This is a genomic window from Cellulomonas chitinilytica, from assembly GCF_016862675.1.
GTDB lineage: Bacteria > Actinomycetota > Actinomycetes > Actinomycetales > Cellulomonadaceae > Cellulomonas > Cellulomonas chitinilytica.
Window position 1 is genome coordinate 454774 of record NZ_BONK01000001.1, and the last position, 18661, is coordinate 473434.

General features: G+C 74.3%; 16 protein-coding genes, 1 tRNA gene and 1 pseudogene. 4 read left to right on the forward strand and 14 right to left on the reverse strand.

Features of this window, described 5'->3' with window-relative positions; translation table 11 throughout:
- Positions 1-199: 199 nt before the first annotated feature.
- The 8 genes from Cch01nite_RS02100 to Cch01nite_RS02135 form a co-directional block, all read right to left on the reverse strand.
- The gene (locus Cch01nite_RS02100; RefSeq protein WP_203747883.1) at positions 200-1183 is read right to left on the reverse strand and encodes a ribose-phosphate diphosphokinase; all 984 of its coding nucleotides are present in this window, start codon (positions 1181-1183) and stop codon (positions 200-202) included.
- Positions 1180-2796 carry a bifunctional UDP-N-acetylglucosamine diphosphorylase/glucosamine-1-phosphate N-acetyltransferase GlmU gene (gene glmU, locus Cch01nite_RS02105; protein ID WP_239069730.1) on the reverse strand — a complete coding sequence of 539 codons (1617 nt, stop codon included), beginning with the start codon at positions 2794-2796 and terminating at the stop codon, positions 1180-1182. The genes Cch01nite_RS02100 and glmU overlap by 4 nt, the downstream gene beginning before the upstream one ends.
- Before the next feature lie 211 nt (positions 2797-3007).
- Positions 3008-4192, reverse strand: coding sequence for an ABC transporter permease (locus tag Cch01nite_RS02110; RefSeq protein ID WP_203747889.1), 1185 nt, complete (start codon positions 4190-4192; stop codon positions 3008-3010).
- Between the two features lie 5 nt (positions 4193-4197).
- On the reverse strand, positions 4198-4881 hold the full coding sequence (locus Cch01nite_RS02115) for an ABC transporter ATP-binding protein (protein ID WP_203747892.1): 684 nt from the start codon (positions 4879-4881) through the stop codon (positions 4198-4200).
- Positions 4878-6158: a peptidoglycan-binding protein gene (locus tag Cch01nite_RS02120; protein WP_203747894.1), complete on the reverse strand. Its 1281-nt coding sequence runs from the start codon at positions 6156-6158 to the stop codon at positions 4878-4880. The genes Cch01nite_RS02115 and Cch01nite_RS02120 overlap by 4 nt, the downstream gene beginning before the upstream one ends.
- On the reverse strand, positions 6155-7168 hold the full coding sequence (locus Cch01nite_RS02125; protein WP_203747897.1) for a hypothetical protein: 1014 nt from the start codon (positions 7166-7168) through the stop codon (positions 6155-6157). The genes Cch01nite_RS02120 and Cch01nite_RS02125 overlap by 4 nt, the downstream gene beginning before the upstream one ends.
- A complete protein-coding gene (locus tag Cch01nite_RS02130; protein WP_203747899.1) occupies positions 7165-7593 on the reverse strand; it encodes a peptidase inhibitor family I36 protein in 429 nt (142 codons plus the stop codon). Before Cch01nite_RS02130 ends, Cch01nite_RS02125 begins: the two co-directional genes overlap by 4 nt.
- Before the next feature lie 199 nt (positions 7594-7792).
- Positions 7793-7864, reverse strand: a tRNA-Gln gene (locus tag Cch01nite_RS02135).
- A gap of 140 nt (positions 7865-8004) precedes the next feature.
- On the opposite strand from Cch01nite_RS02135, the gene Cch01nite_RS02140 reads away from it, so the two are divergent.
- From Cch01nite_RS02140 to Cch01nite_RS02150, 3 genes are read left to right on the forward strand one after another with little or no spacing between them, the layout of a single operon-like run.
- Complete coding sequence (locus tag Cch01nite_RS02140; RefSeq protein WP_203748139.1) at positions 8005-8604, forward strand: TetR/AcrR family transcriptional regulator; 600 nt, start codon at positions 8005-8007, stop codon at positions 8602-8604.
- 44 nt (positions 8605-8648) lie between these two features.
- Complete coding sequence (locus Cch01nite_RS02145) at positions 8649-9173, forward strand: MarR family winged helix-turn-helix transcriptional regulator (RefSeq protein WP_203747901.1); 525 nt, start codon at positions 8649-8651, stop codon at positions 9171-9173.
- Positions 9174-9188: 15 nt separating this feature from the next.
- Complete coding sequence (locus Cch01nite_RS02150) at positions 9189-10397, forward strand: MFS transporter (RefSeq protein ID WP_203747903.1); 1209 nt, start codon at positions 9189-9191, stop codon at positions 10395-10397.
- Positions 10398-10461: 64 nt separating this feature from the next.
- Here Cch01nite_RS02150 and Cch01nite_RS02155 read toward each other — a convergent pair whose 3' ends face one another.
- Together Cch01nite_RS02155 and Cch01nite_RS23030 are read right to left on the reverse strand one after the other, a co-directional pair.
- Positions 10462-11808, reverse strand: a complete 1347-nt coding sequence (locus tag Cch01nite_RS02155; RefSeq protein ID WP_373309761.1) for an ABC-F family ATP-binding cassette domain-containing protein — start codon at positions 11806-11808, stop codon at positions 10462-10464.
- Positions 11794-12276: pseudogene (locus Cch01nite_RS23030) on the reverse strand (ATP-binding cassette domain-containing protein); the annotation flags it as partial. The pseudogene Cch01nite_RS23030 and the gene Cch01nite_RS02155, both read right to left, overlap by 15 nt.
- Positions 12277-12386: 110 nt before the next feature.
- Between Cch01nite_RS23030 and Cch01nite_RS02160 the strand changes: the two are divergent.
- On the forward strand, positions 12387-13634 hold the full coding sequence (locus Cch01nite_RS02160; protein ID WP_203747908.1) for an LCP family protein: 1248 nt from the start codon (positions 12387-12389) through the stop codon (positions 13632-13634).
- Between the two features lie 63 nt (positions 13635-13697).
- On the opposite strand, the gene Cch01nite_RS02165 is transcribed toward Cch01nite_RS02160, so the two are convergent.
- The 4 genes from Cch01nite_RS02165 to Cch01nite_RS02180 all read right to left on the reverse strand — a co-directional run bounded on the left by Cch01nite_RS02165 (position 13698) and on the right by Cch01nite_RS02180 (position 18580).
- Positions 13698-14633: a 4-(cytidine 5'-diphospho)-2-C-methyl-D-erythritol kinase gene (locus Cch01nite_RS02165; protein ID WP_203747911.1), complete on the reverse strand. Its 936-nt coding sequence runs from the start codon at positions 14631-14633 to the stop codon at positions 13698-13700.
- Positions 14630-15589 carry a 16S rRNA (adenine(1518)-N(6)/adenine(1519)-N(6))-dimethyltransferase RsmA gene (gene rsmA / locus Cch01nite_RS02170; RefSeq protein WP_203747914.1) on the reverse strand — a complete coding sequence of 320 codons (960 nt, stop codon included), beginning with the start codon at positions 15587-15589 and terminating at the stop codon, positions 14630-14632. Before rsmA ends, Cch01nite_RS02165 begins: the two co-directional genes overlap by 4 nt.
- A 102-nt stretch (positions 15590-15691) precedes the next feature.
- A complete protein-coding gene (locus tag Cch01nite_RS22885) occupies positions 15692-16801 on the reverse strand; it encodes a resuscitation-promoting factor (protein WP_275407157.1) in 1110 nt (369 codons plus the stop codon).
- Positions 16802-17380: 579 nt separating this feature from the next.
- The gene (locus Cch01nite_RS02180; protein WP_239069732.1) at positions 17381-18580 is read right to left on the reverse strand and encodes a resuscitation-promoting factor; all 1200 of its coding nucleotides are present in this window, start codon (positions 18578-18580) and stop codon (positions 17381-17383) included.
- Positions 18581-18661: the final 81 nt, after the last annotated feature.

The window sequence follows — 18661 nt, forward strand, 5'->3', positions numbered from 1 at the left end:
GGGGCGCAGGACGGGCACGCGGAGGCATACCGCCCAGTCGATCACGGAGCTAGGGCGGTCCCCCGTGGTGCTGAAACCGGTGGACCATCCGTCGTCCCTCGCCGAGGCAACCTGACGATCTTACCCGGTACCGGGGCGCACCCCAAACCCCGAAGGTCCCGGTGGACGTGCTCTGCGGCACGTCCACCGGTGGGCGGCGTCAGGCCTGGCCGTCGAACAGCGACGTGACGGAGCCGTCGTCGAACACCTCGCGGATGGCCCGCGCGATGAGCGGCGCGATCGACAGGACCGTCAGCTGCGGGAACCGCTTCTCGTCCTCGATGGGGAGCGTGTCGGTCACGACGATCTCGCGTGCGCCGCTGGCCTGGAGGCGCTCGACCGCCGGGTCGGACAGCACGCCGTGCGTCGCCGCGACGATGACGTCCTTCGCACCCGCCTCGAGGATGACGCGGACGGCACCGGCGATGGTGCCGCCGGTGTCGATGAGGTCGTCGACCAGCACGCACGAGCGGCCCTCGACGTCACCGACCACACGGTTCGCGACCGTCTTGTTGGGGCTGCGGATGTCGCGGGACTTGTGCACGAACGCCAGCGGGCCGCCGCCGAGCTTGTTCGCCCACTGCTCGGCGACGCGGATGCGACCCGCGTCGGGCGACACGACCGTCACGTTCGACGTGTCGACGCGCGTGCGGACGTAGTCGATCAGCGTCGGCATCGCCCACAGGTGGTCGACGGGCCCGTCGAAGAAGCCCTGGATCTGCGCCGTGTGCAGGTCGACGCTCATGAGCCGGTCCGCGCCGGCCGTCTTGAACAGGTCCGCCAGCAGGCGGGCCGAGATCGGCTCGCGGCCGCGGTGCTTCTTGTCCTGGCGGGCGTACCCGTAGAACGGCGCGACGACCGTGATCGTCTTCGCCGACGCCCGCTTCAGGGCGTCGACCATGAGCAGCTGCTCCATGATCCACTGGTTGATCGGCGACGCGTGCGACTGCAGGACGAACGCGTCCGAGCCGCGCACCGACTCCCCGAACCGGGTGTAGATCTCACCGTTGGCGAAGTCGTACGCGGTCGTCGGCACCAGCTCGATGCCCAGGGCGCCCGCCACGTTCGTGGCGAGCTCGGTGTGCGCCCGCCCGGAGACCAGGACGAGGCGCTTCTCGCCGTCGGAGGAGACGATCCCGGTCATCGCGTGGAGTCCTTCGCGTTCGTGCCGGCGGACGCCGACGGGGTGGTGGGCTCCGCGAGGGGTGCGGGCTGGTCGGGCAGGTGCGGCGGCGGCGTCTGCGGGATCCCGGCGGCAGCCTTGGCGGCGCGCTCACGCTCGGCGCGGGCCTGCGGGGACAGGTCGGCGGTGTCGTCGTCGGCGAGCGCACGCCCGGCCGCGTCGGCGGCCGGGGTCCCGGCCCGGGCCCGGGCGACCCAGCCCTCGATGTTGCGCTGCGCCCCGGCGCTCACGCCCAGCGCACCGGCCGGGACGTCGCGCCGGATGACGCTGCCGGCACCCGTGTAGGCGCCGTCGCCGATGGTCACGGGTGCGACGAACATGTTGTCGGCGCCCGTGCGGGCGTACGAGCCGATCGTCGTGTGGTGCTTGTTCACGCCGTCGTAGTTGACGGTCACCGACGCGGCGCCGATGTTCGTGTGCTCGCCGATCGTCGCGTCACCCACGTACGACAGGTGCGGGACCTTGGAGCCCGTGCCGATCTGGGCGTTCTTCGTCTCGACGAACGTGCCGATCTTGCCGGCGTCGCCGAGGACGGTGCCCGGACGCAGGTACGCGAACGGGCCGACGCTCGCGCCCCGGCCGATCACCGCGAGGGTCCCGTGCGTGCGGACGACGCTCGCGCCGGGGCCGACCTCGACGTCGGTCAGCGTGGTGTCGGGCCCGACCGTCGCACCCTCGCGCACCACGGTCGCGCCGTGCAGCTGGGTGCCGGGCAGGAGCGTCACGTCGCGCTCCAGCTCGACGTCGACGTCCACCCAGGTGGTCGCCGGGTCGACGACCGTGACGCCCTCGCGCATCCAGTCCTCGAGCAGCCGGCGGTTGAGCTCGGCACGCAGGCGGGCGAGCTGCACGCGGTCGTTGACGCCCTCGACGACCAGCGGGTCGTCGGTGCGCAGCGCCCGCACGTGGCCGCCGTCGGCCCGCGCGATCGCCAGCACGTCGGTGAGGTACACCTCGCCCTGCGCGTTGTCCCGGCCGAGCCGCCCGAGGGCGGATCGCAGCACGGCCGCGTCGAAGACGTAGATCGACGAGTTGATCTCCGCGATCGCGCGCTGCTCCTCCGAGGCGTCCTTCTCCTCGACGATGCCCAGCACGTCACCGGTGCCGACCTCGCGCAGGATCCGGCCGTAGCCGGTCGCGTCGTCGACCTCGGTCGTGAGCACCGTCACGGCGTTCGCGTCCGCGTGGTGCGCGGCGAGCAGCTCGCCGAGGGTTCCCGCGTCGAGCAGGGGCACGTCGCCGGCGACCACGACGACCGCACCGTCGAGCAGCGCCCCCGCGGCCGTGCCCGCGCCGGGTGTGCCCTGGGCGGCGCCCGCGACGTCCGCCTGCGCGGCGGCGTCCAGGGCCGTCATGGCCACCTGCACCGCGCGGCCCGTGCCGGGGATCTCGTCCTGGTCCGCCAGCAGTGCGCGGGGGTCGATGTCGGCGACGTGCGCGGCGACCGCCGCGCGCTCGTGCCGGACGACCACGACCACCCGGTCCGGGTCCAGCGCACGCGCCGACGCCAGGGCGTGGCCGACCATGCTCCTTCCGGCCAGGGTGTGCAGGACCTTCGGGGTGGCCGAGCGCATCCGCGTACCTTCACCTGCGGCGAGGACGATGACGGCGGCTGGGCGGGGATACGTCACCTGTGGGTGCTCCTCGCGGATCTGCCCGATGGGCTCGGGCGGCGGACCGTGCGCACCGTGCACTCTACCGCCGTGGGAACGGGCTCCCACGCCACGGTGACGGAACGGGCACCGCACGACGCGGGGTCGGTGCGGCCCGCCGATTGCTCGTACCTCAGTCCGAGCGGACGGCGGTCGCCGGCTGCACCGCGGCCGCCCGGGCCGCCGGGTACACCGACGCCAGCGCCGCTGCGGCGAGGCCGAACACCGGGGCCACGGCCAGCAGGACCGGGTCGACCCGAGCCGTCCAGCCGTTGACGACGGCCGTCGCGACGACGAGCACCGCGGCGAGCGCAGCGCCGGCGAGGCCGCCGACGACCCCGGCGGTCGCCCCCTCGCACAGCACCAGGCTCGCGATGTTCCGGCGTGACGCACCCATGGCGCGGCGCAGGCCGATCTCCGGGGTGCGGGACATCACCGCCACGACCATCGCGTTCGCGATCAGGAGCATCGTGAGCGCCAGGAGCAGCCCTCCGATCCACGCCACGAGCCGGTCGAGCTGCGTGGCGACGCCCCGGCGAGCACCTGCGGCGTCGACCACGATCGACGTCGCGAGCGACGCGGGCAGGTCCGGACGCACCGCGGTCCTGACGACCGAGGCCACCGGCCCCGCTCCGCCCGGCGCGGTGAGCACCGTGAGCGAGGCGCCGGCGTCGGTACCGAGCATCTGCGTGACGAGGCCGTAGGGCACGACGACGGTCGACGACAGCGCCGGGTCGCCCGTGAGGAAGCCGACGACCGGATAGCGGATGCCGTTGAGCCAGACCCCGTGCCCTGTCGGATCCTGCGAGACCGGGACGTCGAGCGACTCCGCGGCCTTCGCCCCGAGCAGGACGACACGGTCGGTGCCGTCGAGCATCCACGCGGTGGGCACGGCGTCGAGCTCCACGGCGTCCAGGTACCCCGCGCTCACGCCGGCGACCGTCAGGCCCGTGACCTCGGGACCGTCCACCGGGTCCCTCGCCCGCAGGACTGCGGCCCCGCGCGTCGTCAGGTCCTGTCGTAGCCCCGCGGCCTCCACGAGCGGCAGCGACGTGACGGCGGCCTCCGCGTCGCTCGGGAACACGGCCCCGGCCGGGACGGCGAGCGCGCTCGCGGGGCCTTCCTGCGACGCCGGCGTCACGACGATCGTGCGCGTGGCCGTGGCCGCGAGGTCGGTGTCGATCTGGACCGCGGCCATCCGGGAGATCGAGACGGCGCCGACGAGGGCACCCGTCGAGAGCGCGATCGCGGCGACGAGCAGCGTCGTGCGCGCCCTCCGGGTGTGGATCTCGACGAGCACGTCGTGCATCAGGTCCATGACGTTCATCCGTGCGCTCCGAGCCTCAACCGGCCGCCGTCGAGCTCGAGCGCCCGGTCGGCCCAGCGCGCGGTCGTCGGGTCGTGCGTGATGACGACGACCGCGACCCCCTTGCGGGCCTGCGAGTCGAACAGGTCGAGGATGTTGTCGGCGTTCGCCCGGTCGAGGTTTCCCGTCGGCTCGTCCGCGAGCAGCACCGGCGGCTGCGTCAGGATCGCGCGAGCGACGGCGAGCCGTTGCTTCTCCCCTCCCGACAGCAGGCGGCCGGGGGCGTTCCGGCGGTGCGTCAGCCCGACCTGCGTCAGTGCGTCCCGGACCAGGTCCGCCCGGCCGCGGCGGCCGACGCCCGAGATCGCGAGCTTGATGGCGAGGTTCTCGGCGACGGTCCGGGCGCCGAGGACGTGATGCTCCTGGAAGACGAACCCCAGGGCCGAGGCGCGGTGCTTGGCGCGCGTCGACGACGACAATGCGCAGGTGTCCTGCCCGAGGAGGTCGTACGCCCCCGACGTCGGGACGTCCAGCAGGCCCAGGATGTTCAGGAGCGTGGACTTGCCGGAGCCCGAGCTGCCGAAGATCGCCACTCGCTCTCCCGCGCCGACGGACAGGTCCACCCCGTGCAGGACCGGCGTCGGGGGGTGCCCCACGTAGGTCTTCGTGACGTCGCGCACCTCGAGGGCAGGACGGCTCACCCGCTGACCTGGACGACGTCGCCGACGTGGAGCCCCGACTCGACGATCGCCCACCCCTGGCCGGACGCGACGACCGTGACGGCGACGCGTGCCGGTGTGCCCCCGCCCGCCATGACGTACGACCCGTCCGAGTCGTGCCGCACCGCGACGAGCGGGACGGCCGGCCCGGACGCCGCCTCGGGCGCCTGGTCCGGCGTGACCACGACGAGCGCACCGTCGTCGAACACCGAGTCCGCACCCAGCGTCAGCGTGATGTCGAAGCCCGGTGGGGTCCCCTCCTCCGTGGCGGCCGACCGGAAGTCGCTCACCGCGGTGACCGTCGCGCTCGCACTGACGCTCGTGTCGCTCGCTCCGGTGATCGTCGCGGTCGCGCCGACCGCCAGCTGGTCCGCCGCCGCGACGGACGCGCGCGCGACGACCGTGGTGTCCCCCGAGCGGAGGGTGAGGGCGGGCGCCTCGGTGACATCGGTCCCCACCGCCGCGACCGAGACGAGCTGGACGGGTGCCGAGGGCAGCGAGAGGATCTCGGCCGCCGGCAGTGGTGTGTCGGCGGCCGCCGTGGCCGCGGCGAGGTCCGCCCGGGCCTTGGTGACGGCTGCCTCGAGTCCCGCCGTGCTCGTGGGGGCGTCGAGTGCGCCCTCCGGTGACGTCGGGGCTGGCTGGAGGGCCGCCTCCGCCGCCGTCAGCGCCTCGTTCGCTGCCTCGACCGCGGACGACAGCTCGGTGGACGGCGCCGGGGCGCTCGCGCCGACGCGGGCGTACAGGGCCCGGATCGCGGCGGACGTCTGCCGCCCGAACCGCCCGTCGGGCGTGCCCCGGAACAGGTGGAGGCCGGCGAGCCCCTCCTGGACCGCTCGCACGTCGCTCCCCTCCATCCCTGGTCCGAGATCCCGGAAGAGGTCGAACGGGAGCGTGAGGGTGACCAGCGGTCGGCTGTTGACCTCGATCGGCGCCGTCCCCGGCAGGAGGACGGCACCGGCGTCGACGGACCGGCCGGTCAGGACCGAGCGGGAGGCCGATGCCGAGGTCGCGGCCGGGACGACGTCGCGTCTCGTCCCGGCTGCGACCTTGCCCGTCACGACCGTCTCCTCCGCGGTGATCTCCCGCTGCGTCACCCGCGCCGTGACCGGGACCTTCTCCCGGGAGTTCGCGGCCGCTGCCTCGGACGGCGAACGGACCAGCGTGCCGAGGGCGAAAGCGACGCTGGTCACGAGCAGCGACACGACGACCCAGACCGCCAGCCACCGTGCTCGTCGCGGGCCGGACTGCTCACTCACCATGTCGTCGTGAGGTCGGCGTGCGCGGCGACGATGTCCTGTGCCTGCGCCAGGGCGTCGTCGAGGTTCTGCCGGAAGGCGCGCATCTCGTCGAGGTTCCGGATGATCAAGGGTGCCTGGGCCTGTGCGACCAGAGCGGCGGCGCGCTCGGTGTACCGGACCTGGTCCTTGCACCTGACCACGCCGACCGCGAGGGCGATCTGGTCGGCGTCGATCGTTCCCGGGTCGGCACCAGCCACCCCGGCCGTGAACCCGAGGTGGCCGTCGTCGAACGCTGCGGGGTCGACGGCGATGCCCTGCTGCTCGTAGCACGCGCGCAGCTCTGCGCGGAGGCCATCGGCCACGTCCGACTCCTGCGCCGCGGTCGCCGCGTCGGACAGCTCGCGCATCCACGGTGCTGTCGGGCTCTGCGCCGCACGCAGCTCGGCCGCCACCTTCTTGTTCTTGGCGTAGCACTCGTCCACGACCTGACGCTCGGGGCTGTCGGTCGGGATGTCGCCCAACGTGCGGTCCGCGCGCGGGGCTACCGGCGGCGCACTTGGTGCTCCGACGATCCCGTTGCCGCGAAGGTCGGCGTCGGTCATCGGCTGGACGAAGGCGAACCGCTCGGCCTGAGCGATGGTCCAGGGGCCGTCCAGGGCGTCCTGGTCGTACTCCTGCGGCACGTCTCGCGCGGGGACCAGGTAGCGCACCCCTTGCGCGTCCGCGCACGCGGCTGCGTCCAGCAGGATCGCCTCGTCGAGCACGGACGAGTCGGCCTTCGTCGGCAGGAACGGGTCCAGCGGGAACGTGATCGCCCCGGTCTGCTGGTTCAGCTCGGCGTCGAGCACGACACCCGCGCTGATCGCGGCGGCCGTGGCCGCGGCGTCCGGGGCGTCGTCGCGCGCTCGGTCGTCACCCGTGCCGCCGGTGCACGCAGCGAGCGTTCCGACGAGCACGAGCGTGACGAGGACTCGGCCCCGGGCCCCGACCGTCGACGGTCGGGACCCGGGGAGGTGCGATGAGATCACCTGCAGTCCGAGAACTGCGCGGACGAGACCTGGTCGTTGGCGTTGGCCGGGGCCGCCCAGGACCCCACGCCTGCGCCGTTGGTCAGGTCGGGGTCGCGGTAGTTCATGTTGTCGAGCTGGCGCGAGTTCAGGTAGAAGTACCCGTCGTTCAGCACCCAGTCGTCGCGGTTGATGTAGTAGCTGCGGTGGCACGACCCACCGTTCGCGGACGCGGAGCTGGTCTTGTCGTTCAGCCAGGCTCCTCCGGCGAACGAGAGCTTGGAGTTGCTGAATCCCCGCAAGGTCCCCCCGTAACCGGCGTCGGTGTAGAGACACATGTAGCCGGAGTCGCACAGGCCGTCGTAGGCCTGCGCGACGGGCGCGACGGCGAGGACGCCGAACCCTGCGACGGTGAGCGTGACGATGGCGCGACGAAGTATGCGCATTCTGAGTTTTCTCCCTGCTCGGGACGATTCGGGCGAGTTCGCCCGCGGTCGTGAAGGTAGTGACCCGCGTCACCCGCCGCGGGAGTTTCGCTCTCCTCGTTACCTTCTTGTGACCTGGCGATCGCAGGCGGCCGCGGGACACTCGCACGACCGTGACCCGGCACCGCGCCACGACGACGCGGGCGTGAGTGAGCGTGAGCTCCGCCCCCAGGATTCGAACCTGGACTGCACGGCTCCAAAGGCCGGCGTGCTGCCGTTACACCAGGGCGGACCGGCGGTTCGTGCACCGCCGTCGGCGGACCAGTCTGCCAGGGCACGCACCCGCACCACGGACCGGCACCACGGCCCGGACGCGACGCACGGCATGATGGCCCCGTGACGCCGGAGACCAAGCGCGTGCCGCGTTCGCGCATGACGGGCACGCAGCGACGCGCCCAGCTGCTCGACGTCTCCCGTCGCCTGTTCGCCGAGAAGGGCTTCGACGGCACGAGCGTCGAGGAGATCGCCGCGCGCGCCGAGGTGTCCAAGCCCGTCGTGTACGAGCACTTCGGAGGCAAGGAAGGCGTCTACGCGGTCGTCGTCGACCGGGAGATCCAGGCGCTGACGGGTGCGCTGAGCGGGGCGCTGGAGGGCGGCGGCCACCCCAAGGTGCTCGTCGAGCGGACCACGCTCGCGCTGCTCAGCTACATCGAGACGTCCGAGGACGGCTTCCGCATCCTCGTGCGCGACTCCCCCGTGGCGCAGGCGACCGGCACGTTCTCGAGCCTCATCGGCGACGTCGCGACGCAGGTCGAGCACCTGCTCGCCGACCAGTTCAAGAAGCAGGGCCTCGACCCGCGCACCGCGCCGATCTACGCGCAGATGCTCGTCGGCATGGTCGCGCTCACCGGTCAGTGGTGGCTCGACGCGCGCAGTCCCCGCAAGGCGGAGGTCGCCGCGCACCTCGTCAACCTCGCCTGGAACGGTCTGTCGGGGCTGGAGCGCCGCCCGACGCTCGCCAAGCACACCTGACCGACGTCCCGGAGGGGTCTGTCGACGTCGAGTAATCTCGCGACATGGCGTCAGGCACCGTTCCCGTCGAGCCGGGTGCGCGCGACGAGGTCGACCGGATCGTGCTCGCGTGGGAGCGGGAACGGCCGGACCTCGACGTGCGGCCGCTCACCGTGCTGTCCCGGGTCAGCCGGCTCGCACGCCACCTCGACCTCGCGCGCCGCGGCGCGTTCGCGCGGCACGACCTGGAGACGTGGGAGTTCGACGTGCTCTCGGCCCTGCGTCGGGCCGGGGCGCCGTACCGGCTGTCCCCCGGCGCCCTGCTCACCCAGACGCTCGTGACGAGCGGCACGATGACGAACCGGATCGACCGGCTCGTGGAGCACGGGCTGGTGGAGCGCCAGCCGTCGCCCGACGACCGCCGCGGGGTGCTCGTCCAGCTCACGGACGCCGGGCTGGCCCGGGTCGACGCCGCGTTCGCGGACCTGCTCGACGTCGAGCGGAACCTGCTCGGCGACCTTTCGGAGGCGGACCGCGGCCGGCTGGCCGACCTGCTGCGCGAGGTCGTCGCCCCCTTCGACGCCTCGTGAGGGCATGAGCCGGCGATGAGTGGGGTCCGGCCGCTCGTCGGACCGGCCGCGCGGGGGCTGCTGCTCTCCGCCGTCCTGCTGTACGCCCTCAACCTGCGCGCGCCGATCACGGCACTCGCGCCCGTCGTCGAGCCGCTGCGCGACGACCTGGGCCTGTCCGCGGCGGGAGCCGGGCTGCTCACCGGGGTTCCGGTGCTCTGCTTCGCGCTCGCGACGCCGCTGGTGTCCGTGCTGCTCGCACGGCTCGGTACGGCCCTCGTCGTCGCCGCTTCGCTCGTCACCGTGCTGGCCGGGACCGTGCTGCGCTCGTCGGGCGGCGCCACCACGGCCCTCGTCGGGACGGTGCTCATCGGCGTCGCGATCACCGCGGGCAACGTCGCCGTGCCGGTCGTCATCGGCCGGGACTTCCCCGGGCACGTCGCCCGCGTCACCGGCCTGTACACCGCCGCGCTCAACGGCGGCAGCGTCCTGACGACGACCCTCACCGCGCCCCTCGCCGAGCTCGTCGGCTGGCGGTGGGCGCTGGCCTCGTGGGGGCTCCTGGCCGTCGTCGCGCTCGCCGTGTGGCTGCGGGCGTACGGGTGGCGGCGGGCGGCTCGCGGCCCTGCCCGGACCGGCCCCGACGACCCGGACGACGGGCGGCCCGACGTGCTGCGGCGCTCCGTCACGTGGCTGCTCGCGGTGGCGTTCGCGGGGCAGGCGTTCGGCTACTACGCGGTGAGCGCGTGGCTGCCGTCGGTCCTGCACGACGAGCTGGGTCTCGCGCGGACGGCGTCCGGCGGGGCGGCCGCGCTGTTCCAGCTGTTCGGGATGGTCGGTGGCATCGGCGTGCCGCTGGCGCTGGGGCGGCGGGTGCCCGTGCGGGTCGTCGCGCTGGCGATCACGGTCGGGTGGGTGCTGCTGCCCGTCGGGCTGCTCGTCGCCCCCGGCTGGTGGCCGCTGTGGTGCACGTGCGCGGGCGTGGCGCAGGGCGGCAACTTCGCGGTGATCTTCACCGTGGTCGCGACGACGGCGGGGTCGCAGGCGGGCGCCCGGCGGATGTCCGCGGCGATCCAGACGGCCGGCTACGGGTGCGCCGCCCTCGGCCCGAGCGTGCTCGGCGCGGTGCACACGGCGTCGGGCGGGTGGACCGCACCGCTGCTCGTGGTGCTCGGGGCGGTGCTCGCGATGGCCGTGGCGGCGCAGCTCGCCCTGGCGCGGGCGGCGGGTGTGCACGGCGCCTGACCAGCGACGACGAGGTCGCCACCGTCCGGGTGCGGGACGCGCCGGGTGCGGTGGGACCGGCCCGTCAGCCCACGATCTCCGCGGCGTCGAGCCACTGGCCCTCGAGGTCGTCCTTCTCCGCCGCGAGGGTCCGCAGCTCGGCGTCGAGCGCGAGGACGGCCTCGTGGTCGGTCGCCTGCTCGGCCATCCGGGCGTGCACCTTCGCCTCGAGCTCCGCGATCTTCGAGAGCCGACGCTCGATGCGGCCGATCTCCTTGCGGGCGGCACGGACGTCCGCCGGCGACGCGGTCGGCGTGGTCGGCACGTCGGCGGCGACGGGCGCGGGCGTCGTCGCCGCGGGTGCCGCGCTCGCAGCGACCGCCGCGCGGCGCAGGTCCAGGTACTGCTCGACGCCGCCCGGCAGGTCCCGGATCACACCGTCGCCCAGCAGCGCGAGCTGCCGGTCGCAGACCCGTTCCAGCAGGTAGCGGTCGTGCGACACGACGACGAGCGTGCCGGGCCAGCCGTCGAGGAGGTCCTCCAGGGCCGCGAGGGTGTCGGTGTCGAGGTCGTTCGTCGGCTCGTCGAGCAGCAGGACGTTGGGCTCGCCGACGAGGAGGCGCAGCAGCTGCAGCCGCCGCCGCTCGCCGCCGGACAGGTCGCGGACCGGTGTGCGGGCGCGGTCGCGGGCGAACCCGAGACGTTCGACGAGCTGCGACGCGGTGAGCTCCTTGCCGCCCACCACCACCGACCGCTTCTCCCGCTCGACGACCTCGACCACGCGCAGGTCCGCGAGCTCGTCGAGGTCCTCCACGTCCTGCCGGAGCTCGGCGACCTGCACGGTCTTGCCCCGCTTGACCCGCCCGGACGTCGGCTGGACCCGGCCCGCGAGGAGCCCCATGAGCGACGTCTTGCCCGCGCCGTTCACGCCGACCAGCCCGACACGGTCTCCCGGTCCGAGCCGCCACGTGACGTCGTCGAGCAGCACCCGCGTCCCGGTGCCGTCGTGCGCCGGGTACGCCAGCGTCACGTCCTCGACGTCGAGCACGTCCTTGCCGAGCCGCGCCGTCGCCATCCGGGTCAGCGCGAGCTGGTCGCGCGGCGGCGGCTCGTCGGCGATGAGCGCGTTCGCGGCGTCGATCCGGAACTTCGGCTTCGACGTGCGGGCCGGCGCGCCGCGACGCAGCCAGGCGAGCTCCTTGCGGAGCAGGTTCTGCCGCTTCTCCTCGGTCGTGGCCGCCGTGCGGGCGCGCTCGGCGCGGGCCAGGACGTAGGCCGCGTACCCGCCGTCGTACTGGTCGACGACGCCGTCGTGCACCTCCCACGTGCGCGTGCAGACCGCGTCGAGGAACCAGCGGTCGTGCGTGACGACCACGAGGGCGCCCGACCCGCGCGCGTACCGCTCGACGAGGTGCGCGGCGAGCCAGGCCACCCCCTCGACGTCGAGGTGGTTCGTGGGCTCGTCGAGCACCAGGACCTCGTCGTCCCGCACCAGCAGGGCCGCGAGCGCGACACGACGCCGCTGCCCGCCGGACAGGGTGCTCACGTCCGCGGCGAGGTCGACGTCGGCGAGCAGGCCCGCGTGGATCGAGCGGATGCCCGCGTGGGTGGCCCACTCGTGCTCGTCGATCCCGCCGTGGACGGCGTCGAGGACCGTGCCGCTCGCGAGGTCGTCGCGCTGCTCGAGGACCGCGACGCGCACACCGCCGGCGCGCGTCACGCGCCCCGAGTCGACCTCCTGGAGGCCCGCCAGGACCCGCAGCAGGGTCGACTTGCCCGCTCCGTTGGGCCCGACGACGCCGAGCAGCACACCGTCGTCGATGCCGAGGCTGACCTCGTCGAGCAGGGTGCGCGTGCCCAGCGTGAGGGTGACGCGGTCCGCGCCGAGAAGGTGAGCCATGAGGGCGACAGGCTACCCCGGGGCCGGGGTCACAGGATCTCCACGCCCGCACGCGGACCTGCACAGGAACCGCCCGCACGTCGCTGACCTGCGCCTCTAGCGTCAGGCGCATGAGCGCCCCCACGCAGCCCCCGTCCCATGCCCGCGGCGGACGCGGCGTCCGCACGGTGCGGGTCGTCGCCCTGGTCCTCGTCGGCTCGGTGGCGTTCGCGGGCGCCGCCGCCGGCGCGGTGTGGTGGCGGCTGCAGTCGAACATCGAGACCCTCGACACGGCCGGGCTGCTCGGCGACGACCGGCCGAGCCCGTCGTCGTCCGCGACGGCGGCGGACCCCGCCGACGTGCACGCCGGCTCCCCCGTGAACCTCCTGCTGCTCGGCTCCGACGACCGGCGCGGGGCGAACGCCGAGATCGGCGGTGCCGACGAGGGCATGCGGTCGGACACCACGGTCGTCGCGCACATCTCGGCCGACCGCACGCAGGTCGTGCTCGCCTCCATCCCCCGGGACAGCCTCGTCGACATCCCCTCGTGCACCATGACCGACGGCAGCACGAGCCCCGCCCTGTCCGACGCGCCGTTCAACAAGGCCTTCGCGACCGGCTGGGACCACGGGGGCGACGTCGCCTCGGCCGCCGCGTGCGCGTGGAAGACGGTCGAGTCGACCACCGGGGTCCGCGTCGACGGGGTCATGGTCGTCGACTTCGCGGGGTTCCAGACGATGGTCGACGCGATCGGCGGCGTCCCCATGTGCCTCGCGCAGGACTACGACGACGAGAAGACCGGCCTGCACGTCACCGCCGGCCAGCACACGTTCGACGGTCCGACCGCGCTGCAGTTCGCCCGCGCCCGGGAGGACATCGGCGACGGCTCCGACCTGGGGCGGATCGGCCGGCAGCAGGACTTCCTCGCCGCGACCGCCCGCGAGGTGCTGAGCCGCGACGTCCTGACGAGCGCCCCGGCCCTGCTGTCGTTCGCCGACGCCGCGACCCGGTCGCTCAGCGCGAGCACCGGGTTCGACAGGCTCACGGACCTCGTCGGGCTCGGGCGGTCGCTGCAGCACGTCGGGTCCGACCAGATCGTGTTCGTCATGACACCCGTCGTCGACTCGACCCGGCAGAGGTACAAGGTGGAGTGGACGTCGGAGGCCACCACGCTGTGGGCACGGATCGCCGCCGACGAGCCGGTGGGGCGCGAGGTGCCGACCTCTGTGCCCGCCTTGACGCCCACCTCCGCAGGGACGGCGCCGCCCGCCACGAGCCCGCCGGCCACGACGACCGCGCCGCCGCAGGCACCGGCGGACGCCTGGGAGCCGCGCAGCGGGGTCAAGACGTCGGCGGACGACACCTCGGTGTGCGGCTGACCCACCGCCGGGCGGACCGGGATGCGGAGCCCGCCGGGAGGCGTCGAGCCGACCTCGGCCCGCTCAGTCGGCAGCGACGACCCGCGCCCCGGACACCGGCCCCGCCGCGGTCAGCACCCGGTCGGCGACCCCGGACGCCGTGAACGCGGCGGCGAGCACGAGGGCGTGCTGACGGCTGCGGGCGAGGGCCGCGACGGTCGGCCCGGACCCGGAGACGACCACACCGAGCGCGCCCGCGTCCTGCGCGACCGCGAGCGGCTCCGCGAGGCCCGGGTCGAGCTCGAGGGCGGCGAGCTGGAGGTCGTTGTGCAGGGCGGCACCGAGCGCCCGGGGGTCGCCCGCGCGCAGCGCCTGCATGAGCGGGACGTCACCCTCGGGGTCGGGCGGGTCACCCGCGGCGGCGAGCTCGTCGAACGCGGCGTACACGGCGGCGGTGGACAGCCCCCGGTCCTGCACCGCGAACGCCCAGTGGAACTCCCCGCGGCTCAGCGCGGGCGTGAGCAGGTGCCCGCGGCCCGAACCGACGGCGGTGTGCCCGACGAACGAGAACGGCACGTCCGACCCGAGCTCGGCGGCCAGCTCCAGCAGGTCGTCCCGTCCGAGGCCCGTGCGCCACAGCGTGTCGCAGGCGACGAGCGCCGCGGCGGCGTCGGCCGAGCCGCCCGCCATGCCCCCGGCCACCGGGACACCCTTGTGCAGGTGCAGGTGCACGCCCTCGTCGACGCCCGCGCGCTCGGCGAGCAGCGCGGCGGCGCGCAGCGCCAGGTTCGACGGGTCGGTCGGCACGAGCTCGGCCTGCGGGCCGCTCACGGTGAGCTCGCGGACGTCCGACGGGGTCGCGACGACCTCCTCGAACACCGAGACGGCCTGGAAGACGGTGAGGACGGGGTGGTACCCGTCGGACTCGCGCGGGCCGACCCGCAGCGAGAGGTTGACCTTGCCGGGCGCGCGGACCCTGACCTCGTGCTCGGGCAGCGGGGCCACGGGGGTCAACGTCACGGGTCCACCCTGCCAGGTCGACCTGTGCTCGTCCTGGTCGGACGGTCGAGGACGCCCGCCGCCGCCAGCTGCTCGGCGATCCGCGCGAAGCCGTCGATGTCGACCCGCTCACCACGCGCCTGCGGGTCGACGCCCGCGGCGCGCAGCGCCTGCTCCGCGGCGTCCGCGGAACCCGCCAGGGTGGCCAGCGCGGGCCGGAGCATCTTGCGGCGCTGCGCGAACGCCGCGTCGACCACCGCGAACACCTCCTGCCGCGAGGCGGTGGTCGCCGGCGGCTCGCGGCGGTCCAGCCGCACGAGGGCGGAGTCGACGTTGGGCACCGGCCAGAACACCGTGCGGCCCACGGTGGCGGTGCGGCGGGCGTGCGTGTACCAGGCGGCCTTGGCCGACGGCACGCCGTACGTGCGGCTGCCGGGCGGTGCCGCGAGCCGGTCCGCCACCTCGGCCTGCACCATGACGAGCGCCCGCTCCAGCGAGTCGAACCTCTCGAGGAACGTCAGCAGCACGGGGACCGACACGTTGTACGGGAGGTTCGCGACGAGCGCGACCGGCGCGGGCCCGGGCAGCTCGTGCACGTCGAGGGCGTCGGAGATGACGACGGTCAGACGGTCGCGCCCGTCGGCGTCGCGCAGGACGGCGTGCCCGTCGACCTCGGTGACCGTGAGCCCGTCGACGTGCCGCGCGACGGTCGACGGCAGCAGGCGTGCGAGCACCGGGTCGATCTCGACGGCGACCACGTCGGCGTCCGCCTCGAGCAGGCCCAGCGTGAGCGAGCCCAGGCCCGGGCCGACCTCGACGACCCGCTCGCCCGCGGTGACGTCGGCCTGCCGCACGATCTTGCGGACCGTGCCCGCGTCGAGCACGAAGTTCTGCCCGAGCGTCTTCGTGGGCCGGACGCCCGCACGCTCGGCGAGCTCACGGATCTCCGCAGGCCCCAGCAGGGCGGTGGTCGGCATGCGGACGAGCCTAGGCGGTCCCGGCCGACGTGCCGGGCACGGCCGCGCCCGCCGACCGACGAGCGGTGGGCGGGCGCGGGACGTGCGGTCCGGCTGACGGGGTCAGCTGAACAGGTTCTTGCCGCACACGGGCCACTGACCGGCGCCCGAGCGGTTGTAGAGCATCTTGGCGCGGGCCGTCTGCTCGTCGGCCGAGGCCTGCGACGGCAGACCGCTGCCGCCGACGGCCTGCCACGTGCCGACCGAGAACTGGTACAGGCCGTGGTACTTGCCGTTGCCGGAGACGATCGTGGGGTTGCCGCCCGACTCGCAGCGCGCGAGCGCCGCCCAGTTCAGGCCGTCGGCGTCGCCGCCGGCGGCCACGGGGGTGCCCGTCGACGCCGCGGGTGCCTGCGGTGCGGCCGCGGGGCGCGTCTTGGTGCCGACCCCGACGACCTCGTCGACCGGGGCCTGCGTGACCTGGTCGGAGACGGGGACGCGGGTCGTCTCGACGCCGTCGACCAGCGTGACGGTCTCGGTGACGGTGCGCACGCCCGGGACACCGACGGTGAGCGTGCGGCGCTGGTCGGTGTAGCGCGCGGGGTCCGGCTGCGTGGTGCTCGCGAACGGGACCGCCTGGGTGGACGTCACGTCCTGCACGACGACCCGGTTGACGACGACCTGCACGCGGCCGGAGTCGCCGTGGCGGACGCTCACGCGGTCCAGCGGCGAGAGCGTGACGCCGAGCTCGCCGAGGAGCTGGGCGACGCGGACGTCGGCGTCGGGGGCGGGCAGCACGGCGCCGTCCACGACGACGTCGGCCGGCCCGTGCAGCGTGAGGTCGAGGGCCATCTCGGGGCGACCGCCCGCGGCGGAGCGCGAGGCGACGAGCGCGACCGAGTCGGCGCGGCTCGCGAACGAGTCGAGCGCCTCGTCGGCGGTGAGCGCGGTCGTCCACACGACCTTCTCGGTGCCGTCGAGGGCGACGGTGACCTGGTGGGCGTGCCGCACGACGACCTCGGCGCCCTCGGTGAGGCCGCCGCTCGCGCTGACGACGTCGCGGTCGCCCACGCGGACGTCCTGGTCGTCGAGGAGGCCCTCGACGGAGCCGGCGAACGTGCTCAGGTGGGTGACCTCGCCGTCGACGTCGAGCGTGACGGACTTCTGGGCCTTCGCGAAGGCGGCGGTGCCGCCCGCGAGGACGAGGACGGTGGCAGCGGCGACGACGGGCACGATGCGTGCTCGACCGGACCGGGGGCCCTTCGCTGCGGTGGGCGAGGCTGCCACGCCTGGATGCGGGGCGGTCTGCTCGGTGGGCGTCCCCTCGCCGGGGGCGGGGGATGCGGCGCGGGATCGCGCGAAGGGGTTCCGGGTGCGGGTCGAGAACTGCACGGGGCTCCAGCCGTCGAGGTGCCCGGGCACGGGGGCGAGATGTGCTCCCGTAGGGCACCCGGCGGTGTGCGTGGCGCTGGTGCACGGTCGGACACCCGCAGGGGGCGTCACCCGTCGGTCCCGGATCCCCGATCCGGCCGTCACGGCGACAGGTCGTCGCCCGTCGCCATGACCCGGGAGCGACGGCGACACGAGGGTGCCATCACACGAACGGGCTACAGCGACACGCGACCGTAACCGGATCGTGATCGGTTTTCCAACCCTCCGACGCCGGTCGTTGTGCTAGTGACCCGCGTTGTCATTCGCGTCGCCGCAGGTCAGCCCGCGTGTGCGACGACATGGACGGACGACCGCGATCTACGTCACATCACCCGCCGCCGGCCCCCGCCCGGGCCCTGCCTGCGCCTGCCTGCGCTCCGGTCAGTACCAGCCGGACGACTCGTGGTGCGCCCAGGCACCGCACGGGTCGCCGTAGCGGCCGCCGATGTAGTTCAGGCCCCACGTGATCTGCGTCGCCGGGTTCGTCTGCCAGTCGGCACCGACCGTCGCCATCTTGGAGCCCGGCAGGGCCTGCGGGATGCCGTACGCCCCCGACGACTTGTTCTCGGCGTTGACCCGCCAGCCGCTCTCCTGGTTCCACAGGTCGAGCAGGCACGCGAACTGGTCGTCGCCCCAGCCGCGCTGCGCGGCGAGCTGCTTGCCGATCTCCTGCGCGCTGCCCGGCTCCACGGCCACCACGCTCGGGTTCGGCAGCTCGGCCGTGCCGACCTTCACCACCTGGGTCACCGGTGCGGTCGTGACGATCGACGCGACCGGCGTGCGGCCCACGACGACCCCGCCGACGACCTGCAGCTCGTACGTGGTGGTGCGGACGCCCGCCTTGCCCTTGGTCGTGATGACCCGGTTGCCCTTGACGAGACCCGCGTCCTCGACCTCCTCGGTCTCGAACGGCATCGCCTCGGTCACCGTCTCGCCGCCGGTGCTGGCACGCGTGACGAGCACGACGAGCCCGTCCACCGCCGTCGCACCGAGCGGGACCGACACCTGGTCGCCCTCCTCGAGCACGAGGCCGATGTCCCGCAGCGCGTCACGGACGGTGTCCGCGCTGCTCACGCCGTCGATGACCTGGCCGTCCACCACCAGGTGGATCGTCTTGAGCGTCGAGACCCGCAGCATGTCCCGGCCGAGGCTCGCCGAGCGCGACGCGGACAGCCGCACCTCGCCGCCACGCAGCCCCAGCCCGTCGACGGCCTCCCCGACGGTCAGCGCCGTGGTCCACACCGTGCGCGCCTCGCCGTCGACCTCGACCGACATCTCGTGCCCGTGCCGGACCACGATCTGGCCGCCGCGGTCGATCGTCTGGTCGAGACCCGGGGCGACCAGGTCCCGGTCACCGACCTGCACGCGCGTGCTCGCGAGGACGTCCCCGACGGTCCGGCCGAACGCCAGCACCTGCCGGGGCTTGCCGTCGACGTCGATGGTGACGTTCTTATGCAGCACGGCGAACGCGCTGGTCGCGCCGACGACGAGCGTCAGGACGAGCGCCTGCGCGGCCAGCCGGGCCATGCGGCGACGACGCACGGGGCGACCGACGGTCGCGCGCTCGTGGTCGGGGCTCACACGGGGTCCTTCCGGTGCGACGTCGGTGCCGGACGCCCGGCCGGTGAGCCGCACGCGGGACGCGTCACGACCAGGCCCGGA